Annotated in this window: 19 protein-coding genes; 14 read left to right on the top strand and 5 right to left on the bottom strand. The window is 72.6% G+C overall.

Annotated elements, in window-relative coordinates:
- The first annotated feature begins 136 nt into the window (after positions 1 to 136).
- The 6 genes from ABZ851_RS11600 (at position 137) to ABZ851_RS11575 (ending at position 5927) form a co-directional block, all read left to right on the top strand.
- Positions 137 to 1222, top strand: a complete 1086-nt coding sequence (locus tag ABZ851_RS11600; protein WP_361125051.1) for an exo-alpha-sialidase — start codon at positions 137 to 139, stop codon at positions 1220 to 1222.
- A gap of 94 nt (positions 1223 to 1316) precedes the next feature.
- Positions 1317 to 1994 carry a uracil-DNA glycosylase gene (locus ABZ851_RS11595; RefSeq protein WP_088801258.1) on the top strand — a complete coding sequence of 226 codons (678 nt, stop codon included), beginning with the start codon at positions 1317 to 1319 and terminating at the stop codon, positions 1992 to 1994.
- Between the two features lie 23 nt (positions 1995 to 2017).
- Positions 2018 to 3073 (top strand): phospholipid scramblase-related protein, encoded by a 1056-nt coding sequence (locus tag ABZ851_RS11590; protein WP_361125049.1) that lies wholly within the window; start codon positions 2018 to 2020, stop codon positions 3071 to 3073.
- Positions 3066 to 4103: a BadF/BadG/BcrA/BcrD ATPase family protein gene (locus ABZ851_RS11585; protein ID WP_361125047.1), complete on the top strand. Its 1038-nt coding sequence runs from the start codon at positions 3066 to 3068 to the stop codon at positions 4101 to 4103. The genes ABZ851_RS11590 and ABZ851_RS11585 overlap by 8 nt, the downstream gene beginning before the upstream one ends.
- Before the next feature lie 185 nt (positions 4104 to 4288).
- On the top strand, positions 4289 to 5152 hold the full coding sequence (locus tag ABZ851_RS11580) for a hypothetical protein (protein WP_336049128.1): 864 nt from the start codon (positions 4289 to 4291) through the stop codon (positions 5150 to 5152).
- A gap of 433 nt (positions 5153 to 5585) precedes the next feature.
- Positions 5586 to 5927, top strand: coding sequence for a nuclear transport factor 2 family protein (locus tag ABZ851_RS11575; RefSeq protein ID WP_361125045.1), 342 nt, complete (start codon positions 5586 to 5588; stop codon positions 5925 to 5927).
- A gap of 84 nt (positions 5928 to 6011) precedes the next feature.
- Here the strand turns inward: ABZ851_RS11575 and ABZ851_RS11570 are convergent, their stop codons facing one another.
- Positions 6012 to 7073, bottom strand: coding sequence for a lactonase family protein (locus ABZ851_RS11570; protein WP_361125043.1), 1062 nt, complete (start codon positions 7071 to 7073; stop codon positions 6012 to 6014).
- Between the two features lie 295 nt (positions 7074 to 7368).
- On the bottom strand, positions 7369 to 8877 hold the full coding sequence (locus ABZ851_RS11565; RefSeq protein ID WP_361125041.1) for an FUSC family protein: 1509 nt from the start codon (positions 8875 to 8877) through the stop codon (positions 7369 to 7371).
- Positions 8878 to 9180: 303 nt separating this feature from the next.
- Here ABZ851_RS11565 and ABZ851_RS11560 point away from each other — a divergent pair, with 303 nt between their 5' ends.
- Positions 9181 to 9657 (top strand): Lrp/AsnC family transcriptional regulator, encoded by a 477-nt coding sequence (locus ABZ851_RS11560; RefSeq protein WP_336049124.1) that lies wholly within the window; start codon positions 9181 to 9183, stop codon positions 9655 to 9657.
- Between the two features lie 146 nt (positions 9658 to 9803).
- Here ABZ851_RS11560 and ABZ851_RS11555 read toward each other — a convergent pair whose 3' ends face one another.
- Together ABZ851_RS11555 and ABZ851_RS11550 are read right to left on the bottom strand one after the other, a co-directional pair.
- The gene (locus ABZ851_RS11555; protein WP_361125038.1) at positions 9804 to 10883 is read right to left on the bottom strand and encodes a substrate-binding domain-containing protein; all 1080 of its coding nucleotides are present in this window, start codon (positions 10881 to 10883) and stop codon (positions 9804 to 9806) included.
- Between the two features lie 659 nt (positions 10884 to 11542).
- Positions 11543 to 12382: an SDR family oxidoreductase gene (locus tag ABZ851_RS11550; protein ID WP_361125036.1), complete on the bottom strand. Its 840-nt coding sequence runs from the start codon at positions 12380 to 12382 to the stop codon at positions 11543 to 11545.
- 99 nt (positions 12383 to 12481) lie between these two features.
- Between ABZ851_RS11550 and ABZ851_RS11545 the strand changes: the two genes are divergently transcribed.
- Positions 12482 to 12943, top strand: coding sequence for a MarR family winged helix-turn-helix transcriptional regulator (locus tag ABZ851_RS11545; protein ID WP_361125034.1), 462 nt, complete (start codon positions 12482 to 12484; stop codon positions 12941 to 12943).
- Positions 12944 to 13015: 72 nt separating this feature from the next.
- Here the strand turns inward: ABZ851_RS11545 and ABZ851_RS11540 are convergent, their stop codons facing one another.
- Positions 13016 to 14179 carry a helix-turn-helix domain-containing protein gene (locus ABZ851_RS11540; protein ID WP_361125032.1) on the bottom strand — a complete coding sequence of 388 codons (1164 nt, stop codon included), beginning with the start codon at positions 14177 to 14179 and terminating at the stop codon, positions 13016 to 13018.
- A 115-nt stretch (positions 14180 to 14294) separates the two neighbouring features.
- Here ABZ851_RS11540 and ABZ851_RS11535 point away from each other — a divergent pair, with 115 nt between their 5' ends.
- From ABZ851_RS11535 to ABZ851_RS11510, 6 genes are all read left to right on the top strand, one after another.
- Complete coding sequence (locus ABZ851_RS11535) at positions 14295 to 15464, top strand: lactate 2-monooxygenase (protein ID WP_361125030.1); 1170 nt, start codon at positions 14295 to 14297, stop codon at positions 15462 to 15464.
- Positions 15461 to 16474, top strand: a complete 1014-nt coding sequence (locus ABZ851_RS11530) for an NAD(P)-dependent oxidoreductase (protein ID WP_361125028.1) — start codon at positions 15461 to 15463, stop codon at positions 16472 to 16474. The genes ABZ851_RS11535 and ABZ851_RS11530 overlap by 4 nt, the downstream gene beginning before the upstream one ends.
- A gap of 240 nt (positions 16475 to 16714) precedes the next feature.
- Positions 16715 to 17842 carry a UDP-N-acetylmuramate dehydrogenase gene (locus tag ABZ851_RS11525; protein WP_361126189.1) on the top strand — a complete coding sequence of 376 codons (1128 nt, stop codon included), beginning with the start codon at positions 16715 to 16717 and terminating at the stop codon, positions 17840 to 17842.
- Between the two features lie 459 nt (positions 17843 to 18301).
- On the top strand, positions 18302 to 18442 hold the full coding sequence (locus ABZ851_RS11520; protein ID WP_164993100.1) for a hypothetical protein: 141 nt from the start codon (positions 18302 to 18304) through the stop codon (positions 18440 to 18442).
- 105 nt (positions 18443 to 18547) lie between these two features.
- Positions 18548 to 21727 (top strand): lantibiotic dehydratase, encoded by a 3180-nt coding sequence (locus ABZ851_RS11515; protein WP_361125026.1) that lies wholly within the window; start codon positions 18548 to 18550, stop codon positions 21725 to 21727.
- The gene (locus tag ABZ851_RS11510; RefSeq protein WP_361125024.1) at positions 21724 to 23193 is read left to right on the top strand and encodes a lanthionine synthetase C family protein; all 1470 of its coding nucleotides are present in this window, start codon (positions 21724 to 21726) and stop codon (positions 23191 to 23193) included. The genes ABZ851_RS11515 and ABZ851_RS11510 overlap by 4 nt, the downstream gene beginning before the upstream one ends.
- The last annotated feature ends 4 nt before the right edge of the window (positions 23194 to 23197 follow it).

The raw sequence follows: 23197 nt of genomic DNA, 5'->3' as shown, positions 1-23197 counted from the left end.
GGAGGGCGTGCGCCGGCCTCGCGGGAACGGGGCCGCACCGTCCGACCTGCGCGGACACGTTCCGGGACGCCATTGTCAGTGGCCGGGTGCAGACTTGCCCCTATCTGAGACAACGGCGTCCCGGAGGTGTTCCGGCATGACTGACGTAGTACTCGCGGTGGGCACGCGCAAAGGGCTCTTCATCGGCCGTCGGCGGCACGGCGACTGGGAGGTGAGCGGTCCGCACTTCTCCGCGCAGGCGGTGTACTCCCTCGCGATCGACACCCGCCGCGCCACGCCCCGGCTGCTGGCCGGGGCCGACAGCGCGCACTGGGGCCCCTCGGTCTTCCACTCCGACGACCTGGGAGAAAGCTGGCAGGAACCCTCCCGCCCCGCGGTCAAGTACCCGGCGTACACCGGGACTTCACTGGAACGGGTGTGGCAGCTGCATCCGGCCGGCCCCGCCGCCCCCGATGTGGTCTATGCGGGCACCGAGCCCGGCGGCCTGTTCCGCTCCGAGGACCGCGGCGAGACCTTCGAGCTGGTGCGGGCGCTGTGGGACCACCCCAGCCGGGAGAGATGGCAGCCGGGCGGCGGTGGACTGGCGGTTCATACGGTGATCACGGACCCGCGGGACGCCGATGCGGTCACCGTCGCCGTTTCCGCTGCCGGGGTCTTCCGGACCCTCGACGGGGGCGCCGGCTGGGCCCCGTCGAACAGCGGAGTGAAGGCGGTCTTCCTGCCGGACCAGCATCCGGAGTTCGGCCAGTGCGTCCACAAGATCGCGCAGGACCCGGTGCACCGCGACCGGCTGTATCTGCAGAACCACTGGGGTGTCTACCGCAGCGACGACGCGGGCGCGCAGTGGACGGACATCGGCGGCGGACTGCCCTCCGACTTCGGCTTCGCCGTGGCCGCCCATCCGCACACGGGAGACGTCGCCTACCTCTTCCCGATCACCGCCGACATCGACCGGGTGCCGGCCGGGCACCGCTGCCGGGTCTACCGCACGGCCGATGCGGGCGACAGCTGGCAGGCGCTGAGCGAGGGGCTGCCGGACGAGGACCATTACGGCACGGTGCTCAGGGACGCGCTCTCCGTCGATGACGCCGATCCCGCCGGGGTGTATTTCGGCAACCGCAACGGCGAGCTGTACGCCAGCGCGGACGACGGCGACAGCTGGCAGCAACTCGCCTCCCATCTGCCGGACGTGCTGTGTGTGCGGGCGGCCGCGGTGGCCTGAGGGAAACCCGGGGGGGGGACGGCACGGGGCGATGGACCCGGGAGCCTGGGCCATCGGTTGATCGGGAGCGGTCCTGGGCCAGTAGGGTGATCCCGTGGCTGCACGACCTCTCCAAGACATTGTCGAACCCGGCTGGGCCAAGGCACTTGAGCCCGTTGCCGGACGGATCGCCGCGATGGGCGACTTCCTGCGGGCCGAGATCGCCGCGGGACGTAGCTATCTGCCGGCCGGCAACAATGTGCTGCGCGCTTTCCAACAGCCCTTCGACGAGGTGCGGGTGCTCATCGTCGGACAGGACCCCTACCCCACACCGGGGCATGCGGTCGGGCTCAGTTTCTCCGTGGCGCCGGATGTGCGTCCGCTGCCCGGCAGCCTGGAGAACATCTTCCGCGAGCTGCACTCCGACCTCGGGCTGCCCCGCCCGTCGAACGGCGACCTGACCCCGTGGACCCAGCAGGGCGTGCTGCTGCTGAACAGAGCCCTGACGACGGCCCCCCGTAAGCCCGCCGCGCACCGCGGCAAGGGCTGGGAGGAGGTCACCGAGCAGGCCATCCGTGCGCTGGTGGCGCGCGGGCGCCCGCTGGTGTCCGTGCTGTGGGGGCGCGATGCGCGCAACCTGCGGCCACTGCTCGGCGATCTGCCGGCCGTCGAGTCCGCGCACCCCTCCCCCATGTCCGCCGACCGCGGCTTCTTCGGCTCGCGGCCCTTCAGCCGGGCCAACGACCTCCTGGTGCGGCAGGGCGCACAGCCCGTCGACTGGAGGCTGCCCTGACACCGGGCGATAGTGTGCCTGGCATGACGAATGCGAACATCCCTGCGGGCTGGTACGCCGATCCGCAGGGCACCCCCCACCAACTTCGCTGGTGGGACGGGTCCCAGTGGACCGAGCACACCCACCCGGGACAACAGCCCGCGGCTCCCGGCCAGGGCCAGGCACCGCAGCCGGCGCAGGCCGCGCCGCAACACGCTCCCCGGCAGCAGGCCCCGCAGCAGCAGATGCCGCAGCAGTCCGCGCCGCAGCAGGCGCCGGGCCAGGCCCCGTATCCGGGTCAGCAGCACGGCGGCGCGCCGTACGGTCAGCAGGGTTACGGCTACCCCCAGCAGGCGCCCGGCCAGCAGGCGCCCGGCCAGCCGATGCAGCAACCGATGCAGCAGCCGTACGGACAGCAGGCTATGCCGGGTGCACACCCGGGCGCCGTGCAGCAGCAGGTGCAACAGCAGGCCGGGGTGGCACCGGGCGGACCGGGCGGCGGCAGCCTGTTCACCGAGCCGGTGCTGGTGGTCAACCAGAAGGCCAAGCTGATCGAGGTCAGCAACGAGTACAGCGTCTTCGACCAGCACGGCAACACGATCGGTGCGGTCGTCCAGGTCGGCCAGAGCACGGCGAAGAAGGTGCTCCGCGTCGTCTCCAGTCTCGATCAGTACATGACCCACAAGCTGGAGATCCGGGACGCCTACGGCCAGCCGCAGCTGATCCTGACCCGCCCCGCGAAGATCCTCAAGTCCAAGGTGATCGTGCAGCGTCCGGACGGCTCGCCGGTCGGCGAGATCGTGCAGCAGAACGCCATCGGGAAGATCAACTTCGCGATGATGGTCAACGGCCAGCAGATCGGCGCCATCAAGGCGGAGAACTGGCGCGCCTGGAACTTCGCCATCGTGGACCACGCCGACACCGAGGTCGCCCGGATCACCAAGACCTGGGAAGGCCTCGCCAAGACGATGTTCACGACGGCGGACAACTACGTCCTGCAGATCCACCACCAGCTGCCCGACCCGCTGCTGAGCCTGGTCGTCGCCACGGCCCTGACCGTCGACACCGCCCTCAAGCAGGACGCCCGCGGCTTTGGGTGAGCCCGCGGGCCGCACCCCGGACGCCCCCGGGCCCGGCCCTTCCCCCTGGGTGCTCGGGGTCGACTCGGGCGGGTCCGGGCTGCGGGTGGCCGTCGCGCCCGCCGACGACCCCGTGGCCCGGCCGCCGGCCTCCCGCACCTGCGACGAGCCGGTGCCCACCGGCCCCGCCGGGATCGACGCGGAGCATCTGCTGTCCCAACTCCTGCCCGTCGCGGAGGAGTTGAGGCGTGAAGCGGGCGTGCACGGGTTCGCCGCGGTATGCGTGGGAGCGGCCGGTATGGCGAGTCTGGGCGAGGATCTGCGGGCCCGGCTGCCGGGCGCGCTGGCCGCCGCGTTCGGGGTGCGCCACCTCGCCCTCGCCGCGGACGCCGTGACCGCCTACGCCGGTGCGCTGGGCCAGCGGCCCGGTGCCGTCGTCGCCGCGGGCACCGGCATGATCGCCCTCGGCACGGATCTGACCGCGGAGGGCGGCTGGCGCCGGGCGGACGGCTGGGGTCACCTGCTGGGCGACTGCGGCGGCGGCGCATGGATCGGCCGCGCCGGGCTGGAGGCCGCGATGCGGGCGTACGACGGGCGGCCGGGTGGCTCGGCCGCCCTCCTGGCGCGCGCGGAAGCGGTGTTCGGGCCGGTCTCCGGGCTGCCCGGCGCGCTCTACCCGCGCCCCGACCGGCCCGCCGTCCTGGCCTCGTTCGCCCCGGAAGTGGCCCGCTGTGCCGCCGAGGACAACGCCGTGGCCCGTGGCATCATGCATGCCGCGGCGGGCCATATCGCCGATGCCGCCGCCGCGGTCTGCCCGCCGGGGGACCAGGCCGCGGTGGGCTGCACCGGCGGACTCTTCGGCCTGGGCGAACCGCTGCTGGCTCCGCTGCGCGGGGCACTGGCCGAGCGGCTGCCCCACGCACGTCCGGCGGCCGCCGCGGGCAGCCCGCTCGACGGGGCGCTGGCCATCGCCGCGGCACTGGCCGCAGGCCGTCTGGCACTGCCCGTCGAGGGGCGGTTGTTGCAGATCACACGCCCTGCGCCGGGGTAGCGCGGGCGTGACGCGCGGGATAAATCGGGACGGATACCTCTCCACCGAACCCTCCCTCCGCGCAGGGGTGGTCCGAACCGTTAGCATGCGGCGCCATGAGTTCCCCCACTGGGCCCGCACCTGGCTCGCCCGATATTGACGCCGCACCCCCGAGCCCGGGAGCCGCACCCGGCCTGCCTGTACGAATGCCGCGACGGCAGTCCGGCCGCCACCGCAAGCCGGAACCGCTGGCCGCACCCGAGGGCGCGCCCGCGCTGGTGCTGGCCGTGCCCGGCACCCCCTCCACCGCCTCGCGCAGCCTGGCGGAAGAGGTCTCCAGCATCGCCCGCTCCGAGCTCCCGGGCCTCGACGCCCGGATCGGCTATGTCGACGGCGGCGACGACGAGTTCCCGTCCCTGGAAGCAGTGCTGGCGCAGGCCGCCAACGAGCACAAGGCCCGGGAGGACGCCGACGGCCGCACCGACCCCGGCCCCGCCGCCGTGGTGGTGCCGCTGCTGGCCGGACCGGACAGCGCCCTGCTGCGCCGGATACGCCAGGCCATGATGAACAGCGGCTCCGGCGCCGAGCTGACCGATGTCCTCGGCCCGCACCCGCTGCTGGCCGAGGCGCTGCACGTCCGGCTCTCCGAGGCCGGTCTGGCCCGTGCGGACCGTGCCCGGCTGTTCACCGTCGCCACGGCGGCGGACGGCATCATCCTCGCCACCGTCGGCGGCGAGGAGGCCGTGCAGGCCGCCGGGATCACCGGCATGCTGCTCTCCGCCCGCCTCGCGGTACCGGTGCTGGCCGCCGCCCTCGACGAGGAAGGCGCCATCTCCCGTACGGCCGAGCAGCTGCGCGAGTCCGGTTCGCAGCAGCTGGCACTGGCCCCGTACCTGATCGGCCCGGAGATCACCGACGGCCTTCTGGGGGCGGCCGCGGCGGAGGCGGGCTGCGCGTCGGCCGAGGCCCTGGGCGCCTACGGCACGGTCGGCCGCCTGGTGCTGTCGAACTACGCGGCGGCGGTGGGCATCAACCTGCCGACGCAGGCGCAGGGGGCACCGGTCCGCTAGGACCTTCCCCGGAACGGACGCCGCTCACGGAAGGGCCGTCTTCGCGCACCGCGCGGGGCGGCCCTTCGTCGCGTCCGGCCGGCTTTCCGGGCACCGTGCCGGGACACCCCGCACCGTTCCCGGACACCCCGCCCCGCCGTTCCGCCGCCTTGCCTCTCCGCCTTGCCCGCCTGCCGCCTTCAGCCGGAGGCGAAACGTCCGATTCGGCTCCGACCGGCGCAGTTACCCGCCAGAAGGCCCAGGAGGCCGGCGGCCGGGTCGCAGGCGGGCCGACGGCCGTACGTCCGCCAGATGCCCGCACAGGGGGCTTGCCGTACGCCTGACGCGCCAACCGATGAGTGCGGAAACGCCACGAGGTCTACCGTCCTGCAGAGGCCACTCGCCGGCTGCTCGCCCCTCGTAGGGCGAGCGGGCCGCCCACGGAAGGAAGTTCATGTCGCACGTCGACCTCGTCCGCGCCGCCTTCGGGGCCTACCTCGGCCAGGACCGTGCCGCCATGGACCGGCTGCTCGCCGAGGATTTCGTCTTCACCAGCCCGCAGGACGACCACATCGGCAAGGCCGCGTTCCTCCACCTCTGCTTCCCCACGGCGGACCGGCTGCGCTCGCAGGAGATTCTCGACGCCGTGGCCCTCGACGGCGAGCAGGTCTTCGTCCGGTACGAGTACGAGCTGAAGACGGGCGAGCGGCACCGCAACGTCGAGGTGACGACGGTGCGGGACGGCCGGCTCGCCGAGACACAGGTGTACTTCGGCGGGCGCTTTCCGCAGGGGTAAGACGGGGCTTGCGCAGGGGGAGACAGCTCTCCCAGGGGCGAGCCGGCAACCCACCGCAGGGACGGGACGGCCGCCCTGGGCAGCTCAGGCGAAGACCACGCAGGACGCGGCCGGCGCCTCGACGGATCCGCCCCGGGCCGGGAGCCCGGTCGCCGGGTCGACGGTGAACCAGGTGACGTCACCGGAGCGCTCGTTGGCGGCGTACAGGTGCCGGCCCTCGGGGTGCAGCGCCAGGTCCCGGGGCCAGTGGCCGCCGCAGGGGACGGTGGTGACGAGGGTGGCGGTGTCGCCGTCGAGGGAGAGGACGGCGAGGCTGTCGTGGCCCCGATTGGCGGCCCAGGCGAACCGGCCGTCAAGGGAGACGACCAGTTCGGAGGGGAAGGTGCCGTCCTCGTCGGCTCCGTCCGGGAGGAGGCGGGTCTCCGCCAGCGGCGTCAGGGCACCGGTGCCGGCGTCCCATCGGCAGACCGTGACCGTCGGGTCGAGTTCGTTGAGGACATAGGCGCGGTCGCCGCGCGGGTGGAAGGCGAGGTGGCGCGGGCCGCTGCCGGGCCGCAGCCGGGTTTCGGCGTGGACGGACAGCGTGCCCCCGGCCGGGGCCAGGGCACAGCTGCGGACCGAGTCGGTGCCCAGGTCGACGCTGAGCAGCCAGCGGCCGCTGGGGTCGGGCAGGACGGCGTGGGCGTGCGGGCCCTCCTGGCGGTCGGTCCGCGGGCCACTCCCCTGGTGGACGAGCACGGTGGCGGGGCCGGTGAGCGTGCCGTCGGCCCGTACGGGGAGCGCACTGACGCTGCCGGAGCTGTAGTTGGCGGTGACGAGGTGGCCGTCGGCCAGGGTGAGGTGGGTGGGGTCGGCGCCGTCCACGGGGACGGCGGGTGCCAGCAGCTCGGGCCCCTGAGGGGTGAGGGCGAAGGTCGCTGCGGTGCCGGCCGGCGTCTCGCTGACCGCGTAGAGGAACCTGCCGTCGGGGCTCGGGGCCAGGTAGGAGGGGTTGGGGAGGACGTCGGTGGAGTGCAGCGGGGTGAGTGCGCCGGTCTCCGGGTGGACGGCCGCGGTGGTGATGCCGAGGCCGCCGGCCGCGGTGAACGATCCGATGTACGCGCGTCGCCCGTGGTCGCTCGCCACCGCTGGTCCGCCCTTCGTCACGTGGTCCGCCCTTCGTCCGCCCGCCGACCGGCGAGGCCGTTGGAGGTTCGGCGGCAAGGTGTCCGTCAAGGTGCCCCGGCGACGCTAACAGCCAGGGGCGGGGCTGCGGTCGCGATGGCCGGTTCCCGCCCACGGGCGCGCGTCGTCGTGAGCCCGGGGCCCGTCCGTGCGTCACCGAGCGCTCGGACGGGATGCCGAGGCGGGCGCACGGGGCCCGCGTCCGGCCGGCCGGCTGTCTGTCTGCCCGCCTGCCCGTCTGCCCGCCTGTCTGTCTGTCTGTCCGTGGGAACCGTGGTCAGGCGTCGACCAGCGGGGCACGCGGAGAGCTGCGGAGCGGCGCGGAGAGTTCGGCCAGCGCCCGCTCCAGGCCGTGGAGATGCGCCAGCGCGGGTTCCGCGGCGGGCGGGTGCGCCACCACGACGGTGGCGGCTCCCGTATCGCGCGCCCCGCGCGGTGTGGTCAGCGCCTCGACGGCGGCCTCCACGCGCTGGCACGCGGCGGTGAGCCGGGCATCGTGGGAGGCCTCCGGGTCGGCGGCGATGGAGGCCAGTCCGCGCACCTCACGGGCGCAGTCGTCGAGCAGCGCCAGGACCTGACGGGCCCGCGCCTTGCGGGCACGCAGCGGGCTCAGGGGGTGCACCAGAGGGGAGAGCGAGAGTCGCACCCGGCCCAGCAACGGCCCCAGCTCGGCGACGTGCGGGGCGGGGTCGGCGGTCGGGGAGCCCGCGAGGCGGGCGGCGGCCTCGGCGGTGCAGTGGTGCACACAGCGCAGGGCGCGCTCGATCCAGGCGTCGGTGGTGGCATGGGTGGTGACGGGCAGCACGAAGACCACCGCCAGCGCCGCGCCGAGCGCCCCCACACCGGTCTCCGCGAGACGCAGCGTGAGGAGACCGGGGTCCAGCACTCCCAGCAGCCCGTACAGCAACGTGGCCATCAAGGTCACCGCGAGCATCATCCACGTATACGAGACGGCGGCGGTGTAGAAGATCCCGAACACGCTCACCGCGACCAGGACGACCGTGGGGACGACGGCGCCGTGCAGCGGGACGGCGACGAGCAGACCGAGGACGATGCCGATCACCGTGCCGAGGGTCCGGCGGAAACCGCGCACCAGCGTCTCGCCGCGCGAGGTGGTGTTCACGAAGATCCACCACGTGGCGCCCACGGCCCAGTACCAGCGCTGCTCGGAGAGCAGCTGGCCCACCAGGAGGGCGAACGCGCTGCCGGCGGTGGCCTGGATCGCCTGGCGGGTGGTCGCCCGGGCGAGCCCCCGGCCGGCCGGCGGGACGGGCAGGACCGCCGGGGGCAGCCTGCGCTCGTAGCACCACACTCCGAAGCGGACGAGCGAGGAGGCGGCCAGGGCGAGGGCGACCGCGGCGTACAGCTCGGGCAGTTGGCCCGGCACCGTGTGGAGGAACTGCGCCGCGAAGAAGGTCATGAACGCGAACACCCCCAGGGCATGGCCGCGCGGTCCCCAGCGGCGGGCGTAGACACCCATGCCCACCACAGCGGTGAAGACCACGCCCCGTCCCACCGGATGGTCGTGGAGCACCGCCGCGACGGCGAGCACCGGGAAGCCGACCGCGGGCAGCAGGCCGGTGGTGACCATCTGCGCCCGGACCGTCGCGTCGGTGACCGTGAAGAGGGCGAGCAGCGCGGCGAGCCCGCCGGTGATGGCGGCGACGAGCGAGTGCCCGGCGAGACCGCACACGGTGACCGCCAGGCCGATGCCGAGGACGGACCGGGCGGCGCTGCGCAGCCGCAGCCACCCCGGATCCGGAGCCACGAACATCCTCTTCAGCACAGCGTTCCGCCCTTCGCCGTTCCGGCATGAAAAAGGCGCCGCGGAATCCCGCAGCGCCATCGACGGGGCCATCAGAACACCTCTTCGGCATATTGCTCAACAGACGCCGCAAGAGCTGTGCCATTGGTACAGCTGGATGAGCTCACGCCGGGCCAAGAGGGGGCCAATGGGCGGTACCGGGGCGGGAGCCCGGTCCGTGGGTCGGTGGCCGGCGGTCTCCGCCCGGGCTGCCTTCACCGGGGCCCTGGGTACAGTCACGACTCCCCAGGAAGCCCGCCGCCCTCGTCAGGAGGCCGTTGCCCCATGTCCGTGGATGCCCTCGACGCCAAGATCCTCAGCCTGCTGCTGGAGCAGCCGCGCACCAGTGTGCGGGAGTACGCCCGTCTCCTCGGGGTCGCCCGGGGCACCGTGCAGGCGCGCCTCGACCGTCTCGAACGGGACGGTGTGATCACCGCCTACAGTCCCCGGCTGTCCCCCGCCGCACTGGGTCACCCCGTTCTCGCCTTCGTCCACATCGAGGTCACCCAGGGCCATCTGGAGGAGGTGGCCGACGCGCTGGCGGAGGTCCCGCAGATCATCGAGGCGTTCTCGACGACCGGCGGCGGAGATCTGCTCACCCGGGTGGTGGCACGGGACGCGGAGCATCTGGAGGATGTGATCCAGCGGCTGATCAGCCTGCCGGGCGTGGTCCGTACCCGTACGGAGGTGGCACTGCGCGAGCGGGTGCCGCATCGCATGCTGCCGTTGGTCGAGGCGGTGGGCGCCGCCGGATCGCGTTGAGCCGGGGCGCTCGGGCGTGTCCGCGAAGTCCCGGCGTTCGCGAGCGCCGGGACTGCCGTTCCAGGGCGGCCAGGGGGAAGGTACGGCGCGGGTCGCGTACGACCGGCGCGGGCAGCCGGTCGGCTCTTCCCCCTGACCGGGGCCGGTCACTCCAGGTCGAGGGACTTGCACTCGGCGGCGAGACCGTCGCAGAGCAGGTCGATGCGGACGGCGCCGTCGCGGACGACGGTGTCCTTCAGGTTCTTCCGGGTGACCATCTGCGCCTTGAACAGCTGGGCGGGGATACCGGACTTGCTCTTGTTGTCGGCGGTGGCCGAGGTGAGGGACTTGATGCTCTTGCCCCGCAGCAGGCGGAAGGCGATTTCGGCGGCGGTCTCCGCCTCCGGCCTGACTTCCTTGTAAATGGTGAAGGTCTGGGTGCCGGCTACCAGCCGCTGCAGCGCGGGGAGTTCGGCGTCCTGGCCACCGACCGGCACATTCTTGATACCGGCCGACTTGAGTGCCGCTGCGATACCGCCCGCCATACCGTCATTGGCCGAGTAGACCGCGTCGAAGCCCGCCGCGCCATGGGCGTCGATGAAGTCGCCCATCTCCTTCTTCGCGGTCGCCGCCGACCAGCCGGGGATGTCCTTCTCGTAGACGATCTTCCGGACCTTGCCGTCGAGGACGGCATGGGCGCCCTTCTTGTAGGACGGCGCATTCGGGTCGGTCGGTGAGCCGTTCATCATGACGACGTCGGAGGCGGCCGCCTGGGAACCGAGGGCGGCGAGAATTCCCTGCCCCTGGAGCCGGCCGATCTTCTCGTTGTCGTAGGAGACATACGCCGCGACATCGCCCTCGGCGAGCCGGTCGTACGCGATGACCTTGACGCCCTTCTTGGCGGCGGAGTCCACCCAGCTCTTGGCCGCCGCGGCGTCGACCGGGTCCAGGATGATGACCTTGACGCCCTTCTTCACCAGGCCGTCGAACTGTCTCTTCTGGGCATCGACCTGCTGCTCGGCATTGTGGTAGTCGACTTTGCATTCGAGGCAGAGGGACGCAACGCGCGACGAAATGATGCGGCGGTCGAACTTCTCGTACCGGGCCGCTTTGCTCTCCGGAAGGAGCAGCCCGATCGAGTCCTTACCGGCACCGGTGTCCTGATGGTCGCTCCCACAGGCCGTCAACGGCGCTGCGAGCGAAAGCGCCATCGCGCCGGTGAGGGCACGCCGCATTATTGCATTCATTCCCGGTACCTCCAAAGGGGCCGCCTGACCGACCCATGAACGGCTGAAGTGAACGTCATCTCCGGCCCTACCGTCAAGAATCGAAGCAATAACGATAGGGAAGGGTCCTGTGATTTGACTCTCTGAACCCCCGTCACGCGGCGGGCATTCCGGACAGTACCGAAACGGTCAATTCATTCCGGAACACGCCGTAACGTTCCGGTTCCGGCCCCGCCACGTCGACCGCCTGACGTGGGCCGACGCCGGGGTTTCATGCTGCCGCTCGACGCGCCAACCACGCGCTACGCAAAAGGAGTTGACCGGACGCACCGAGCTTCGGCGCACACGCGACGCGGAGGCGAACGCGGACACGAGCGCAGCCCCGCACGCGGACACTCCTTTCACCACAATGCACCGGACCGCGAGCGCGAGGAGAGAAATAGATGCTGCGCGCAGCCTTTCCGGAGAACCGCCGAGCCGAACGACGAGTGGTCAAGACCAATCTGCGGCGAGACCGTGACGCCCCGAGCGAGGGGAGCACCAAAACCCTTCCGCTCAACAACCAAATGACACAACCGAAATGAAGAATCCCGGGTAATTCCTGAGATTATTTTCTGCGGCCGGGTCCCCTTCCTCAAGGGAACCCGGCCGCGACCATCCCGGGAATCGCATGCGCCGGGTCAGCCCACCCAGCCGCCGGTGAGGCCGAGTACCGCCGAGCCGTCCACGTCGGCGAGCTTGGTGCCGGTGAAGCCGCGCGCCCAGTCCGACGTCTGGATACGGAACGCGGGACGGTCCGCGGTGAGCGCCTCCAGCACGGCCCCGGCGGCCTCGGCCGGGGTCTGCGCACTGCCGGCGAACTGCGCGACGGTGCGGTCCAGGTAGGCCTGCAGCGCGTCCGCGTAAGGACCCGCGGCGGCGACCTCAGCCGCCAGGTCGACCCCGATGTTGTTGACGAACTCGGTCGCCACCGCGCCGGGCTCCACGACGGAGACCGTCACCCCGGCCTTCGCCGCCACCGGCGCCAGGCTCTCCATGTAGCCCTCGACGGCGAACTTGGCAGCGCAGTAGGCCTCGTTGAAGGGCTGGCCGACGACCCCGCCGACGCTGGTGACGGTGATCAGGCGGCCACCGGAGGCGCGCAGGTGAGGCAACGCCGCCTTCGAGACATGAAGCACGCCGAAGAAGTTGACCTCCATCACCGTGCGCACCTCGGCGACGGACTCGTTCTCCAGCGTGCCGAGGTGTCCGGCCCCCGCGTTGTTGATCACGGCGTCGAGACGGCCGTGCTCGGCGATCACCCCGTCGACCGCGGCGGCGACGGACGCCTCGTCGGTGACATCGAGCTGCCGCACCTCGAGCTCCACCCCCGCTTCCGCGGCCGCCTCGCGCAGGGCGCCGGCACGGCCGGTGTCGCGCAGCGTGGCGACGACCCGCCAGCCGGCCCGCGCCGCGGCGACGGCGGCAGCCAGGCCGATGCCGGAGGACGTGCCGGTGATCAGAACAACCTTGGAAGACATGGCGAACCTTTCGGCCCCGTAGCGACGGAGCAATTTAAGTGCGTGTACACACACCATAGACATTACGTGCACGCACACGCAACCGGTAGCCTGTCCGGCATGGCGAAAAGGAAGCTCACCCAGGCCGAGATGCCGGTGGCCGACCATGCCTTCTACGGGCTGGTCTGGGCCGGCACCGTCCTGACCGAACGCGTGGACCGCGCCCTGATCAAGGCCCACGACCTCCCGGTCTCCTGGTTCGAGGTGATGCTCTGGCTCGCCTCCAGCCCGGACCCGGTCCCGGCCTCCGTGCTCGGCAACAGCACCATGCTCAGCCGCAGCCAGGTCTCCCGGGTCGTGGACGCCCTCCGGAGCCGCGGCCTGGTCACCCGCACCCCCTCCGCACATGACGCACGCTCCGTCGAGGTGTCCCTCACCCCGGAGGGCCACCGGCTCTTCGAAGAGGCCGACGCCACCCGCCGCTCCTGCCTGGCCCCGGTGTTCACCGATCTCCTCGACCAGGAAGACCTCGAAGCGCTGAGCACGGTGTGGCGGAAGCTGAAGGCCAACAAGGACGGCTGAGGAGTCCCCGCACGGGGCTGCCGTACCGACGGGCCTACGCATCAGAGCGGACCGCCGCGGCACCGGCGGCCCTCAGTGCGCGATCGTCCGGGCGATGTCCAGGGTGAGCCGCTGCCAGGGGTCGCGCGGGTCCCGCGTGGTGAGGTCGGCGATCCGGCGCAGCCGGTAGCGCAGCGACTGCGGGTGCAGGCCGAGCTTCCGGGCGGCGGCGTTCGCGGAGCCCGTGTCGAGGTAGGTGGTGAGCGCGTCCATGAGGTGCCGCCGGCCGGGCTGGCGGAGCGGACCGAGGATCAGCCGGCTGATCTGCTCGGGAGTGGTGGCGGGGCGGCCGCCGAGGAGCGCCAGCACCTGGGCATCGCCGTCCGTCAGGACCCGCTCGGGGTGGTGGGCGTGTGCGGGTGCGGTGTCCAGCGCGTCGGCCGCGAGACGGTAGGCGACGGCGATCCGGTCCAGGCTCTCCCCCGAGAGGGCACAGCCCCGCAGCCCCCGCTCCCCCAGGACCCGGGGCGCGGACGCACCGGCCGAGGCGGGCAGCAGCAGGACGGCGCGCGAGCCCCGGACCGTCACCAGCGGGGTGAGGCCGCCGTCGTGGCCGCCGAACGAGGACAGGAGACCGGCGGCCGTCTCCTGCGTCACGCGCGCACCGTCCACATCAGCCGGCTCGGCCACCAACAGGCAGTAGGGGTCCGGGAGTTGCCTGCCCAGCCGGGCGGCCCGGTCGGTCAGCGCGCCGATGGAGGCGTGCCGTCCCGCGATCAGGTCGTCGAGGAGCAGCCGCAGCGCCCGGTCGCGGTCCGCGGTGAGATCTTCGCTGGTGGCGGTGTAGGCGGTGGCCATCTCCTCGGAGAGGGTGTCCAGGGTGGTCAGCGCCATCCGGGCGAGGGCGAAGGCGTCCGGTGCGGCCGGCGGGGGCGTCGCGGCCGCGATCTCGTCCGTCAGCACCGTCGCCGCGACCCGGTAGGCCCGCAGAACCGCCTGCATCGGGCGGCCGTCCGCGGCCCGCGCCGCGGCGATCCCGCGGAACCGGCGGAGGTCGGCGGGGGTGAGGGCGCCGTCGGTGACCCAGAGGTGGAGCAACCGGTCCAGCGCCCAGGCGGCGATGGACCGCACCTCGTGGAGGCGGCTGTCATCGAGGGCGGCATAGGCCGGGACCTGCTCGCGCACGGCGGTGACGACCGTGGCGACCACCCCGGGGTCGGCGATCAGCCGCTGCCGGATGCGCTCCCGTTCCTTCATCACAGGGTGATGATTCCACCCGCGTGTTGTGCGCACCGCGGTGGACGGGTGTGGTCACGGTCGCCAGGATCTCGGGTGAGCACGCAGTCTCAGCGACGAGAGGCGGGACGTACGGATGGCGAAGCACTGGGCGGACTTCCAGTACGAGATCTATCTCCACGGCATGACCGGCGCCGTACCGCGGCTGCCGACCGATCTGACGCGACTGGAGGAGCTTGCCGAGCGGCGCCTGGGTCCCGGCCCGGTCGGCTATGTGGCCGGCAGCGCGGGCACCGGCAGCACCGCCGACGCCAACCGGGCGGCGCTGCACCGCCATCGGATCGTCCCGCGGATGCTGCGCGAGGTGGACGCACGCGATCTGTCCGTGGAAGTGTGCGGCCGGGCGCTGCCCGCGCCGCTCGCACTGGCGCCGGTGGGCGTGCTGTCGATCATGCATCCCGACGCCGAACCCGGCGCCGCCCGCGCCGCCGCGGCCCAGGGGGTGCCGTACATCCTGTCCTCCGCCTCCAGCACCCCCATGGAAGAGGTCGCCGAGGCGATGGGCGACGGCGAGCGGTGGTTCCAGCTCTACTGGGCCAAGGACCGCGAGGTCACCAGGAGCTTTCTGCAGCGGGCGAAAGCGGCCGGGTACACCGCCCTGTTCGTCACCCTCGACACCCCGCTCCTGGCCTGGCGGCCGCGCGACCTCGACCAGGCGTACCTGCCGTTCCTGCACGGTGTGGGCACCGCCAACTACTTCACCGATCCCGCGTTCCGTGCGGGGCTCGCCAAACCGGTGCACGAGGACCCGAACGCGGCCGTGACGCACTTCCTGGGGATGTTCGCCGACCCCGCCAAGACCTGGCCGGACCTGGCGTTCCTGCGGGAGAACTGGGACGGCCCGATCGTGCTCAAGGGCATCCTGCACCCCCAGGACGCCCTGCGGGCCGCCGAGGCCGGGATGGACGGTGTGGTCGTCTCCAACCACGGCGGCCGCCAGGTGGCGGGCTCCGTCGCCGCCGCCGATGCGCTGCCCCGCGTGGTGGAGGCGGCGGCCGACCGGCTCACCGTGCTCTTCGACAGCGGCATCCGCACGGGTGACGACATCTTCAAGGCACTGGCCCTGGGCGCGAAGTCGGTGCTGGTGGGGCGCCCGTACGCCTATGGCCTCGGCCTCGACGGGCAGGCGGGCGTCGAGCACGTCATCCGCTGTCTGCTCGCCGAACTCGACCTGACCCTCGCCCTGTCCGGGCACTCCCGCCCGGACACGCTGACCCCCGACGACCTCATCAAGGAATCCGTATGACCAGCTCGCCGGAGTCGTCCTCCACCGCGCGGCCGCGCCCCGTGCGCAACGTCCTCGCCGTCGTCTCGCCGCATGTCGGCGGCCGCGCCGCCGGAGCCGCGCTGGCCGGCCTCTTTCCCGGGCAGGCCCGGGTCACCGTCGTCGAGACGACCGACGAGGACCCGGCGGCGCTGCGCGAGGCGCATCTCCTGATCACCGGCCTGGGCCCGGTCACCGCCGGCCATCTCGCCGCGGCACCGGACCTGGAGCTCATCCAGTGCGCCAGCCACGGCTTCGACTACGTCGACCTGGACGCGGCCCGCCAACGCGGCATCCCGGTCTGCAACATCGGCTCCAGCGGCGCGGAGAAGCAGAACGTCGCCGAGCAGACCTTCGCCCTGATGCTCGCCCTGGCCAAGCAGCTGGTCCCGGCCCATACGGCGCTCACCGAGGCCGACTGGGCGCTGCCGCGCCTGCAGCAGTCCATCACCGAGCTGTCCGGCAAGACCCTGGGCATCGTCGGCCTCGGCCACATCGGCGAGGAAGTCGCCCGCCGCGCCCTCGCGTTCGACATGGACATCGTCTACGCCGGGCCGAAGCCGGTCGCCCCGAAGACCGCGGCCCGCCTCGGCGGTGCCCGTCATCTCGGTCTCGACGAACTGCTGCGCACCTCCGACTACATCACCCTGCACGCCCCGCTCACCGAGCGGACCCGCCATCTGCTCGGCGCGGAACGCCTGGCGCTCCTCAAGCCGACCGCCTTTGTGATCAACACCGCCCGCGGCGCCCTGATCGACCAGGACGCTCTCGCGGACGCCCTGGCGGCCGGCACTCTCGCCGGCGCCGGTATCGACGTCTTCGACCCCGAACCGCCCACGGCGGCCCTGCGTCTGCTCAAGGCCCCGAACGTGGTGCTCTCGCCGCACGTCGCGGGGGTCACCCGCGAGACGCTGGTCCGCATCGCGCTGGCCGCCGTTCAGAACGTCCTCGGCCATCTGGAGGGCGAGCCGCTGCGGGACATCGTCTCGTAACGCCGCACCGGGCCGGCGCCCGCCGGGGCCGGTGCTCTCCGGTGTCAGCGGCTCCCGCGCGACCGGCCGAGGCCGCGCTCGTGCGGGAGCGGCCGGCCGCCGGGGCCTCTCGTGTCCCTTCGTCTCTCTTCTCTCCTGCCTTCCCTGCCTTTCCCGGCTCGCCGCACACCGCTTGGCCCCTCATTCCGGCCAATGTTCGGCGCATCGGTGCGGTACCGGTACGGCTCCGTTGTGATCACCATGGACAGCGTCCCGCCGATCACCCCGGCCGGCCGGGCCGGTTCCTCATCCGTGGCGGCCCTCCGGACCCGGAACGGCAGCCAGGAGAAACAGGAACACATGCGCGTCACCCACCAGGCACCGCTCGCGCCGATGACCACGCTGGGCATCGGCGGACCGGCGGCGGCCCTCGTCGAGCTCTACGACCCCGCGGACTTCCCCGAGTTCGTGGCGCTGGCCGGCACCTTTCCCGGTGCGCCCGTCTGCCTGGGCGAAGGGAGCAACGTCCTGGTCGGCGACGCCGGATGCGACAGCGCCGTGCTGCGGATGAGCACCAAGGGCATACGCATGACCGGGAGCACCGCCGACGGGCGGGTGCTGGTCGAGGTGCAGGCCGGTCATCCGCTCGCCGATCTGGTCAACGCCACCGTCGCCGAGGGCCTGACCGGTATGGAGATGCTGGTGGGCATCCCCGGGACCTCCGGTGCCACCCCCGTCCAGAATGTCGGCGCCTACGGTCAGGAGACGGCCGACACCCTGGTCGAAGTGACGGCATGGGACTGGACGTTGCGCCGCAAGGTGACCATGGACGCCGCGGCCTGCGGCCTGGGCCACCGCACCAGCGTCTTCAAACACTCCCGCCGCTGGACCGTGCTGAGCCTGGTGTTCGCACTGCGCCGGTCCGGCCTGAGCGCGCCGGTCACCTACCGGACGGTGGCCGCGGAACTCGATGTACCGGTCGGGAGCCGGGTGCCGCCGGCCGAGGCGGCCCGGGCGGTGCTCACCGTCCGCAGGAGCAAGGGCATGGTGCTGGGGTGCGGTGGCACCGACGACCGCTCGGTCGGGAGCGTGTTCCTCAGCCCCGAGATCTCCCCTGCCCAGGCCGACGACCTGCGGGCGCGCCGCGCACCGGTGAACCGCTTCCCCGACGGCTCGATACGGGTGAGTGCGAGCTGGCTCATCCGCCAGGCCGGATTCGAGCTGCGTCAGCCGGTCGTCACCGGCGTACGGATCTCCTCCCTGCACTACACCCTGGTCGCCGAGGAAGGTGCGAGCGCCGCCGGTTTCACCCGGGCCATCGACATCGTGTTCCAGGAGGTCCTGCACCGCACCGGAGTACGACTCACCTCCGAAGTCGACTTCCTCTGATATCAGCCCCATTCCCCGTGGGTGAGCGAACTCACGCCGCCTTATCGGTTTCACGTCCTGATGATTCGGCATGCACCCGGAGCCGAATGCCCCGAACGCAGGCGGCAAGCGGCTTCTGACGGCCCGGACGGACACACAGCGGCATTCCGTCATGCCCTTTTTCCCTCCTACGCTTTTGTCAGGCATGAGTAAACCCTTTTCGTTGAGGTGCTGTTCAAGCCATTCTTGATGGCTCGAACAGCCGGGGAGGGGGCCCCTGTTCACTCGCCCTGCCGTCAGAAAAAGGACCCGCAAGGATCCGAACCGGATTCCATCGTTCCGGAATCCCCGAGAAGCGGAGCGCACCTCCCCACGCTTGACATGACATGCACCCTCCGATGAAATGACCGGCGGTTGCGAAATCCCTTTGCAACAACCGGACACAATCCGGGATTAACACATCTTTCTTTGGAGGGGACCATGGAGAACATCATCACCAGCATGGACGAATTCGACCTCGACCTCGACATGGAAATCACGGATTCCGCCACGGTCGCCATGAGTGCGCAGGAGTCGAAGCTCATGACGCAGGTCTGTCCGGTCACCTCCTGGAGCTGCTGAGACGAGCAGCTGAGACGGCGGTGCGGGGCGGCACGGAGGACGTGGTCCCGCCGCCCCGCACCGTCGTCAGGAGAAGTGGTGGGCGGGGAACGGGTGGAGAGAGTCATGGGTGGCAAGCGCGAAGTCGATTTCACCTGCGGGGAGGTGGCTCTGGTACGGGCCGCGGCCCTGCCCCTGCCCCTGCCCCCGGACGACGCACCGGCCCGGCCGCCGCGGCCGTCCGCCGGGGACCCGGACGAAGAGCGCTGGCTGCGCCGTCAGGTGAACCGGCTCGCCGCCGATCCACGGCTCATGGAAGCGGTGAATCTCGCCAGCGCAAGCCTCGCGGCGGAGGTGGACCGAGTCGTCGCGGGAGAGCGGCTGCGGCTGAAGTCACTGCGCCGCATCGCGGTGTCCCTGATGAAGTACCACTCGCGGATGTCCCACCGCCCCACCCCGTTCGGGTACTTCGCGGGGGTCGGCGTCGCCGGGTTCGGAGCTGCCCCCGCGCAGGAGCCGGTCGGTGGCGGGCGCAGCGTGACCCGGCCGGACGCGGACTGGCTGGACGGCGTTCTGGCGACACTGCTCGATATCCCGGCCGCATGGCAGTGCGCACGGCTCACCGCCAACAACCTGCACACCGTACGGGACGGCCGGCTGGTCCTGGTCGACCACCATGACCGCACCGGGACACAGCAGTGGACCGGCTCGGTACGGCACACCCGGGTGGTCCGTCACCTGCTGGCGGCCGCGGCCCTGCCCACGCCCTTTGCCGCACTGGTGGAGGAGGGGAAGCGGGAGTTCCCTCAGGCGCCCGGGGGTGCGGTCGAAAACAGCCTCGCGCAGCTCGTCCGCGGTCACTTCCTGCTCAGCGAGCTGACCCCGCCGCCCGACTGCACCACCCCGCTCGACCACGTCTGCGACCTGCTGCACGGCGTCGACCACCCCACGGTCCACCAACTGCACGCCATCAGAGCCGAGTTACGCTCCTTGGACGCCGCGTCACCGGACTCCCGGGGCGCCCGGCTGACCGCGGTCCGTGCGCGGATGCGGGCCCTGCAGCCGGCCACGGACGTCCTCCAGGCGGATCTGGCCCTGGACCTCCGGCTGACCCTGCCGCACGAAGTGGCCCGGGAAGCGGAGCGCGCCGCGACGGTGCTGTGGCGGACCTCCCCGGTGCACCGCGGCAACCCGCACCTGCGCGACTACCACCTGGCTTTTCTCGACCGGTACGGCACCGACCGGCCGGTCCCGGTGCTGGAACTGCTCGACGAGACCCGGGGGCTGGGGCTTCCTCGCGAGGACCGGCAGCACGGTGCCCCGCTGCCGGCCTCGTCCGCCGCGTCCGCCGCCGATGCCCCCGCACGCGACCGCGTCCTCGGCGAGCTGCTGATGGACGCCGCCCGCCGCGGCAGCGCGGAAGTGGTCCTCGACGAGGAGGCGGTACGCGCCCTGGAACCGGCGGAGCGCGGGCCGGCCCCGCCGAGCATGGAGCTGGGAGGCGAGCTGGTGACACCGGGCCGGGCCGCCCTGTGCGGCGGGGACTTCCATCTCGTGCTCAGCCCTCATGCGGTATCCCCGCTGGCCGGGGCGGTGTTCAGCCGCTTCGCGCCGGTGCTCGGCGACGGGTCGGCCGGCCGGATCCGGGCTCTGGCCCGGCACACCGAACGGACCGCACCCGAGGGCGAGATCCCGGCGTGCGTCGCCTACCGGCCCAGGGTGGCCCGTTCCGGCAATGTGTCCGCCGTCCCGCAGTGGCTGTCCCACCGCCTCCCCCTGGGCGTCGGGCCTGCCGTGGCGAAGACCGCGGACGATCTGCGCCTGGAGAACCTGGCGGTGTACGCGGACCCGGACCGGCTCCGGCTCGTCGACACCTCGACCGGCCGGAGGGTGCGGCCGCTGTCGTACTCGATGCTCCGTCCCAGCAGCGGCCATCTTCCGTACGTGGCCCGGTTCCTGCTCGAACTCGGGCAGGAGGGGCAGGCCTTCTGCGCGCCGTGGAGCTGGGGCAGCTGGGCCTCGGCGCCCGCGCTGCCCCGGGTGCGCCACGGCCGGACCGTGCTCTGCCCGGCGCGCTGGCTGCCGGACCGGGCGCTGCGCGCCGCGGCCGACGGCGGGGACGAGGAGTGGGAACGGCAGGCCGGGCAGTGGCGGCAGCGGTGGGACGTGCCCCGGCAGGTGCTGCTCACCAAAGCGGACCACCGCATCGCGGCCGACCTCGACGACCCCCTGCACCTCATGGCCTTCCGCGACGAGGTGCGGCGCTCCCCCGGCCTGACGGTGGTGGAGCAGTTCGGGGGCACAGCCGGGAGGCAGTGGTTCCGGGGGCCCGAGGGCTCCCATGCCGCGGAGTTCTTCTTTCCCGTCTTCGCCCGGCCCACCGGTCGCGGCGCCTCCCGCGACACCCGGCGCGCCCTCCCCGCGCCGGTGCCGGTCCCGCCCCTGACGCGGGGCACGGACAGCGGCCGCGGTACGCGCGCTCAGCTGCCCGGTGGCGCATGGCTCTACGCCAAGATCTATCTGCCCCGGGCCCGCCAGGACGAGGTGCTGGCCCGTCACCTCGCACCGCTGACCGACCCCGGCCTGCTCCGCAGCGCGGGCGCCGGCCTGTGGTTCTTTCTCCGCTACGAGGATCCGGCACCCCACATCCGGCTGCGCTTCCACGGCAGGCCAAAATCCCTGTGGCCGGTGCTGCTGCCCGAGCTCCACTCCTGGGCGCAGGCGCGCACGGAGGCGGGGCTGCTCGCCAAGGTGGTCCTGGACACCTATGAGCCCGAGACCGAGCGGTACGGAGGCCCGGACGCGCTCCCGCACGCCGAGCGCTTCTTCCACGCCGACAGCGAATCCGTCGTCACGCTGCTGGCCGGGTCATCCGGCCAGCTGGGCGATCCGACCCTGTCGGCCGCGCTGGGCATCCTCGACATCCTCACCCACCTCGGGACCCCGGAGCAGGCGCTCGGGTGGCTCAGCACCCCTTCCGTACTGGCGCACCGCAAGGACGTACCGCGAGCCCAAAAGCAGGCCGTCGCCGCCCTGCTGGGCCCGCACGGCAGGCCCCGGCCGCCGGCCACCGCGGACGGCCGGTGCGCCGGATGGAGCACCCGCGGCCCGGCCCTGGCCGGTCTGCGCGAGGTGCTTACCGCCGGTGAAGAGGACGGGGACCGGACGGGACGGATCGCCCTGAGCCTGACGCATCTGCACTGCAACCGGCTGTTCGGCCCCCGCCCCGAACAGGAACGGTCGGCCCATGTGACGGCACGTGAAGCGCTCGCCCTGTGGCTCGGCCGGAAGCGGCACGACCGATGACCGGAACACCCCACGGTCTGTGCGGCACGGCGTCGGCCGTCGCCCACCGCGTCGCCGACCTGCTGAGCACGCCGGAGCAGGTAGCCGGCGCCGCCCGCGACGCCTTCGCCGCGCTGCCTCCCCCGCTGCGGCAGTCCGGCTGGCAGCCTGCCTCACTGCTGACCGGACACCCCGGCATCGCGCTGCTGCACACCCGCTGCGCCCGCGACGACGCCCGGTACGCGGCCCTCGGGCACTCCCATCTCGCGGCGGCCGTGGCGGCGGCCACCGAGGCCGGCCCGGCCGCCGTCGGCGACCTGCTGCTGCCCGCGCGGCTGCACGCGAACGCCCACGGTGGATACACCCGGCTGCTGGCACGCTGCACCGAGCTCCATGCCGCCTACGTCCGGGCCCGGGTCGCCCACCTCGTCGCACGACGGCAGGAACACGGCCCCGGGCTGGCATACGGCGACTACGACGCGATCGCGGGCCTGGCGGGAGAGGGACGCAGCCTCCTGCTGGCGGCCGACCACGGCGACGAGCGGTGCGTACCGGCCCTCGACGACGTCCTGCGCTTTCTCGTCGGGATCAGCCACCCCGTCCGTCTTGACGGCCCCGGCCGCACCGGCCACCCCGGCCACCCCCGCCGCTCCGGCCGCCCCGGCCGCCCCATGGAAGAAGACGGCATCCAGGTACCGGGATGGTGGTGCGCACCCGACCGGTACCTCGTCCCGCGCGACCGCCGGGAGTTCCCGAGAGGTGACTTCAACGTCGGTGTCGCCCACGGGATCTGCGGCCCGCTCGCACTGCTGTCACTGGCCCTCCGCTCCGAGCACCGGGTACCGGGGATGCCGGACGCCATCCGGCGGATGGCCGACTGGGTGCGGAGCGTCGGCTACACCGACGGCCACGGCATGCAATGGCCCGGCCGGGTCGCCTTCCCGGGCCGCCCCGGAGTGCCTTCCCGGCGCCGCTCCTCCGCGCAGGCGGGGACCCGCAGCAGAGCGGGCTGGTGCTACGGGACATCCGGCATCGCCTGGAGCCTCCACCTGGCCGGGCAGGCGCTCGGCGACCACCGGATGACAGCGCCGGCCGAGGAGGCGATCGGCGCGCTCGCGTCCCGCCCGCAGGACGGGCCGGCGTCCGACGACCCGGGCCTCTGCCACGGCCGTGCGGGCGTTCTCCACGCCACCGTTCGCATGGCCGCCGCCACCGGACGCCCCGCGTTGTGGGCAGCCGCGGACGCCCTCGCCCGGGAGCTCATCGCGGAATTCGACGAGCGAACCCCCTTCGGCTACACCCAAGTCCTGCCGCCCGCACCCTCGCAGTCCCCGTCTTCGCGGACCGCCCCGCACCGCGTCCACCACCCCGGGCTGCTGGACGGCGCCAGCGGAATCGCCCTCGTACTGGCCGACTACGCCGACGCCCGCCGGGGAGCCGCCCCCGCCGAGCGCAACGGCTGGGACGCGGCGCTGCTCATGGGCTGAAGGG

The organism is Streptomyces sp. NPDC047049, from assembly GCF_040643995.1.
In the GTDB taxonomy this organism is placed as follows: domain Bacteria; phylum Actinomycetota; class Actinomycetes; order Streptomycetales; family Streptomycetaceae; genus Streptomyces; species Streptomyces mooreae.
The sequence above is the reverse complement of the archived record's forward strand: the minus strand, read 5'-3'. Positions and strand labels throughout refer to the sequence as shown.

What these genes read in the sequence shown, in the direction of transcription:
- ABZ851_RS11600 (WP_361125051.1), top strand. Translation starts at nt 137, where the DNA reads ATGACTGACGTAGTACTCGCGGTGGGCACGCGCAAAGGGCTCTTCATC.
- ABZ851_RS11590 (WP_361125049.1), top strand. Translation starts at nt 2,018, where the DNA reads ATGACGAATGCGAACATCCCTGCGGGCTGGTACGCCGATCCGCAGGGC.
- ABZ851_RS11580 (WP_336049128.1), top strand. Translation starts at nt 4,289, where the DNA reads ATGCCGCGACGGCAGTCCGGCCGCCACCGCAAGCCGGAACCGCTGGCC.
- ABZ851_RS11575 (WP_361125045.1), top strand. Translation starts at nt 5,586, where the DNA reads ATGTCGCACGTCGACCTCGTCCGCGCCGCCTTCGGGGCCTACCTCGGC.
- ABZ851_RS11560 (WP_336049124.1), top strand. Translation starts at nt 9,181, where the DNA reads ATGTCCGTGGATGCCCTCGACGCCAAGATCCTCAGCCTGCTGCTGGAG.
- ABZ851_RS11555 (WP_361125038.1), bottom strand. Translation starts at nt 10,883, where the DNA reads ATGAATGCAATAATGCGGCGTGCCCTCACCGGCGCGATGGCGCTTTCG.
- ABZ851_RS11550 (WP_361125036.1), bottom strand. Translation starts at nt 12,382, where the DNA reads ATGTCTTCCAAGGTTGTTCTGATCACCGGCACGTCCTCCGGCATCGGC.
- ABZ851_RS11545 (WP_361125034.1), top strand. Translation starts at nt 12,482, where the DNA reads ATGGCGAAAAGGAAGCTCACCCAGGCCGAGATGCCGGTGGCCGACCAT.
- ABZ851_RS11540 (WP_361125032.1), bottom strand. Translation starts at nt 14,179, where the DNA reads ATGAAGGAACGGGAGCGCATCCGGCAGCGGCTGATCGCCGACCCCGGG.
- ABZ851_RS11535 (WP_361125030.1), top strand. Translation starts at nt 14,295, where the DNA reads ATGGCGAAGCACTGGGCGGACTTCCAGTACGAGATCTATCTCCACGGC.
- ABZ851_RS11530 (WP_361125028.1), top strand. Translation starts at nt 15,461, where the DNA reads ATGACCAGCTCGCCGGAGTCGTCCTCCACCGCGCGGCCGCGCCCCGTG.
- ABZ851_RS11525 (WP_361126189.1), top strand. Translation starts at nt 16,715, where the DNA reads ATGGACAGCGTCCCGCCGATCACCCCGGCCGGCCGGGCCGGTTCCTCA.
- ABZ851_RS11520 (WP_164993100.1), top strand. Translation starts at nt 18,302, where the DNA reads ATGGAGAACATCATCACCAGCATGGACGAATTCGACCTCGACCTCGAC.
- ABZ851_RS11515 (WP_361125026.1), top strand. Translation starts at nt 18,548, where the DNA reads ATGGGTGGCAAGCGCGAAGTCGATTTCACCTGCGGGGAGGTGGCTCTG.
- ABZ851_RS11510 (WP_361125024.1), top strand. Translation starts at nt 21,724, where the DNA reads ATGACCGGAACACCCCACGGTCTGTGCGGCACGGCGTCGGCCGTCGCC.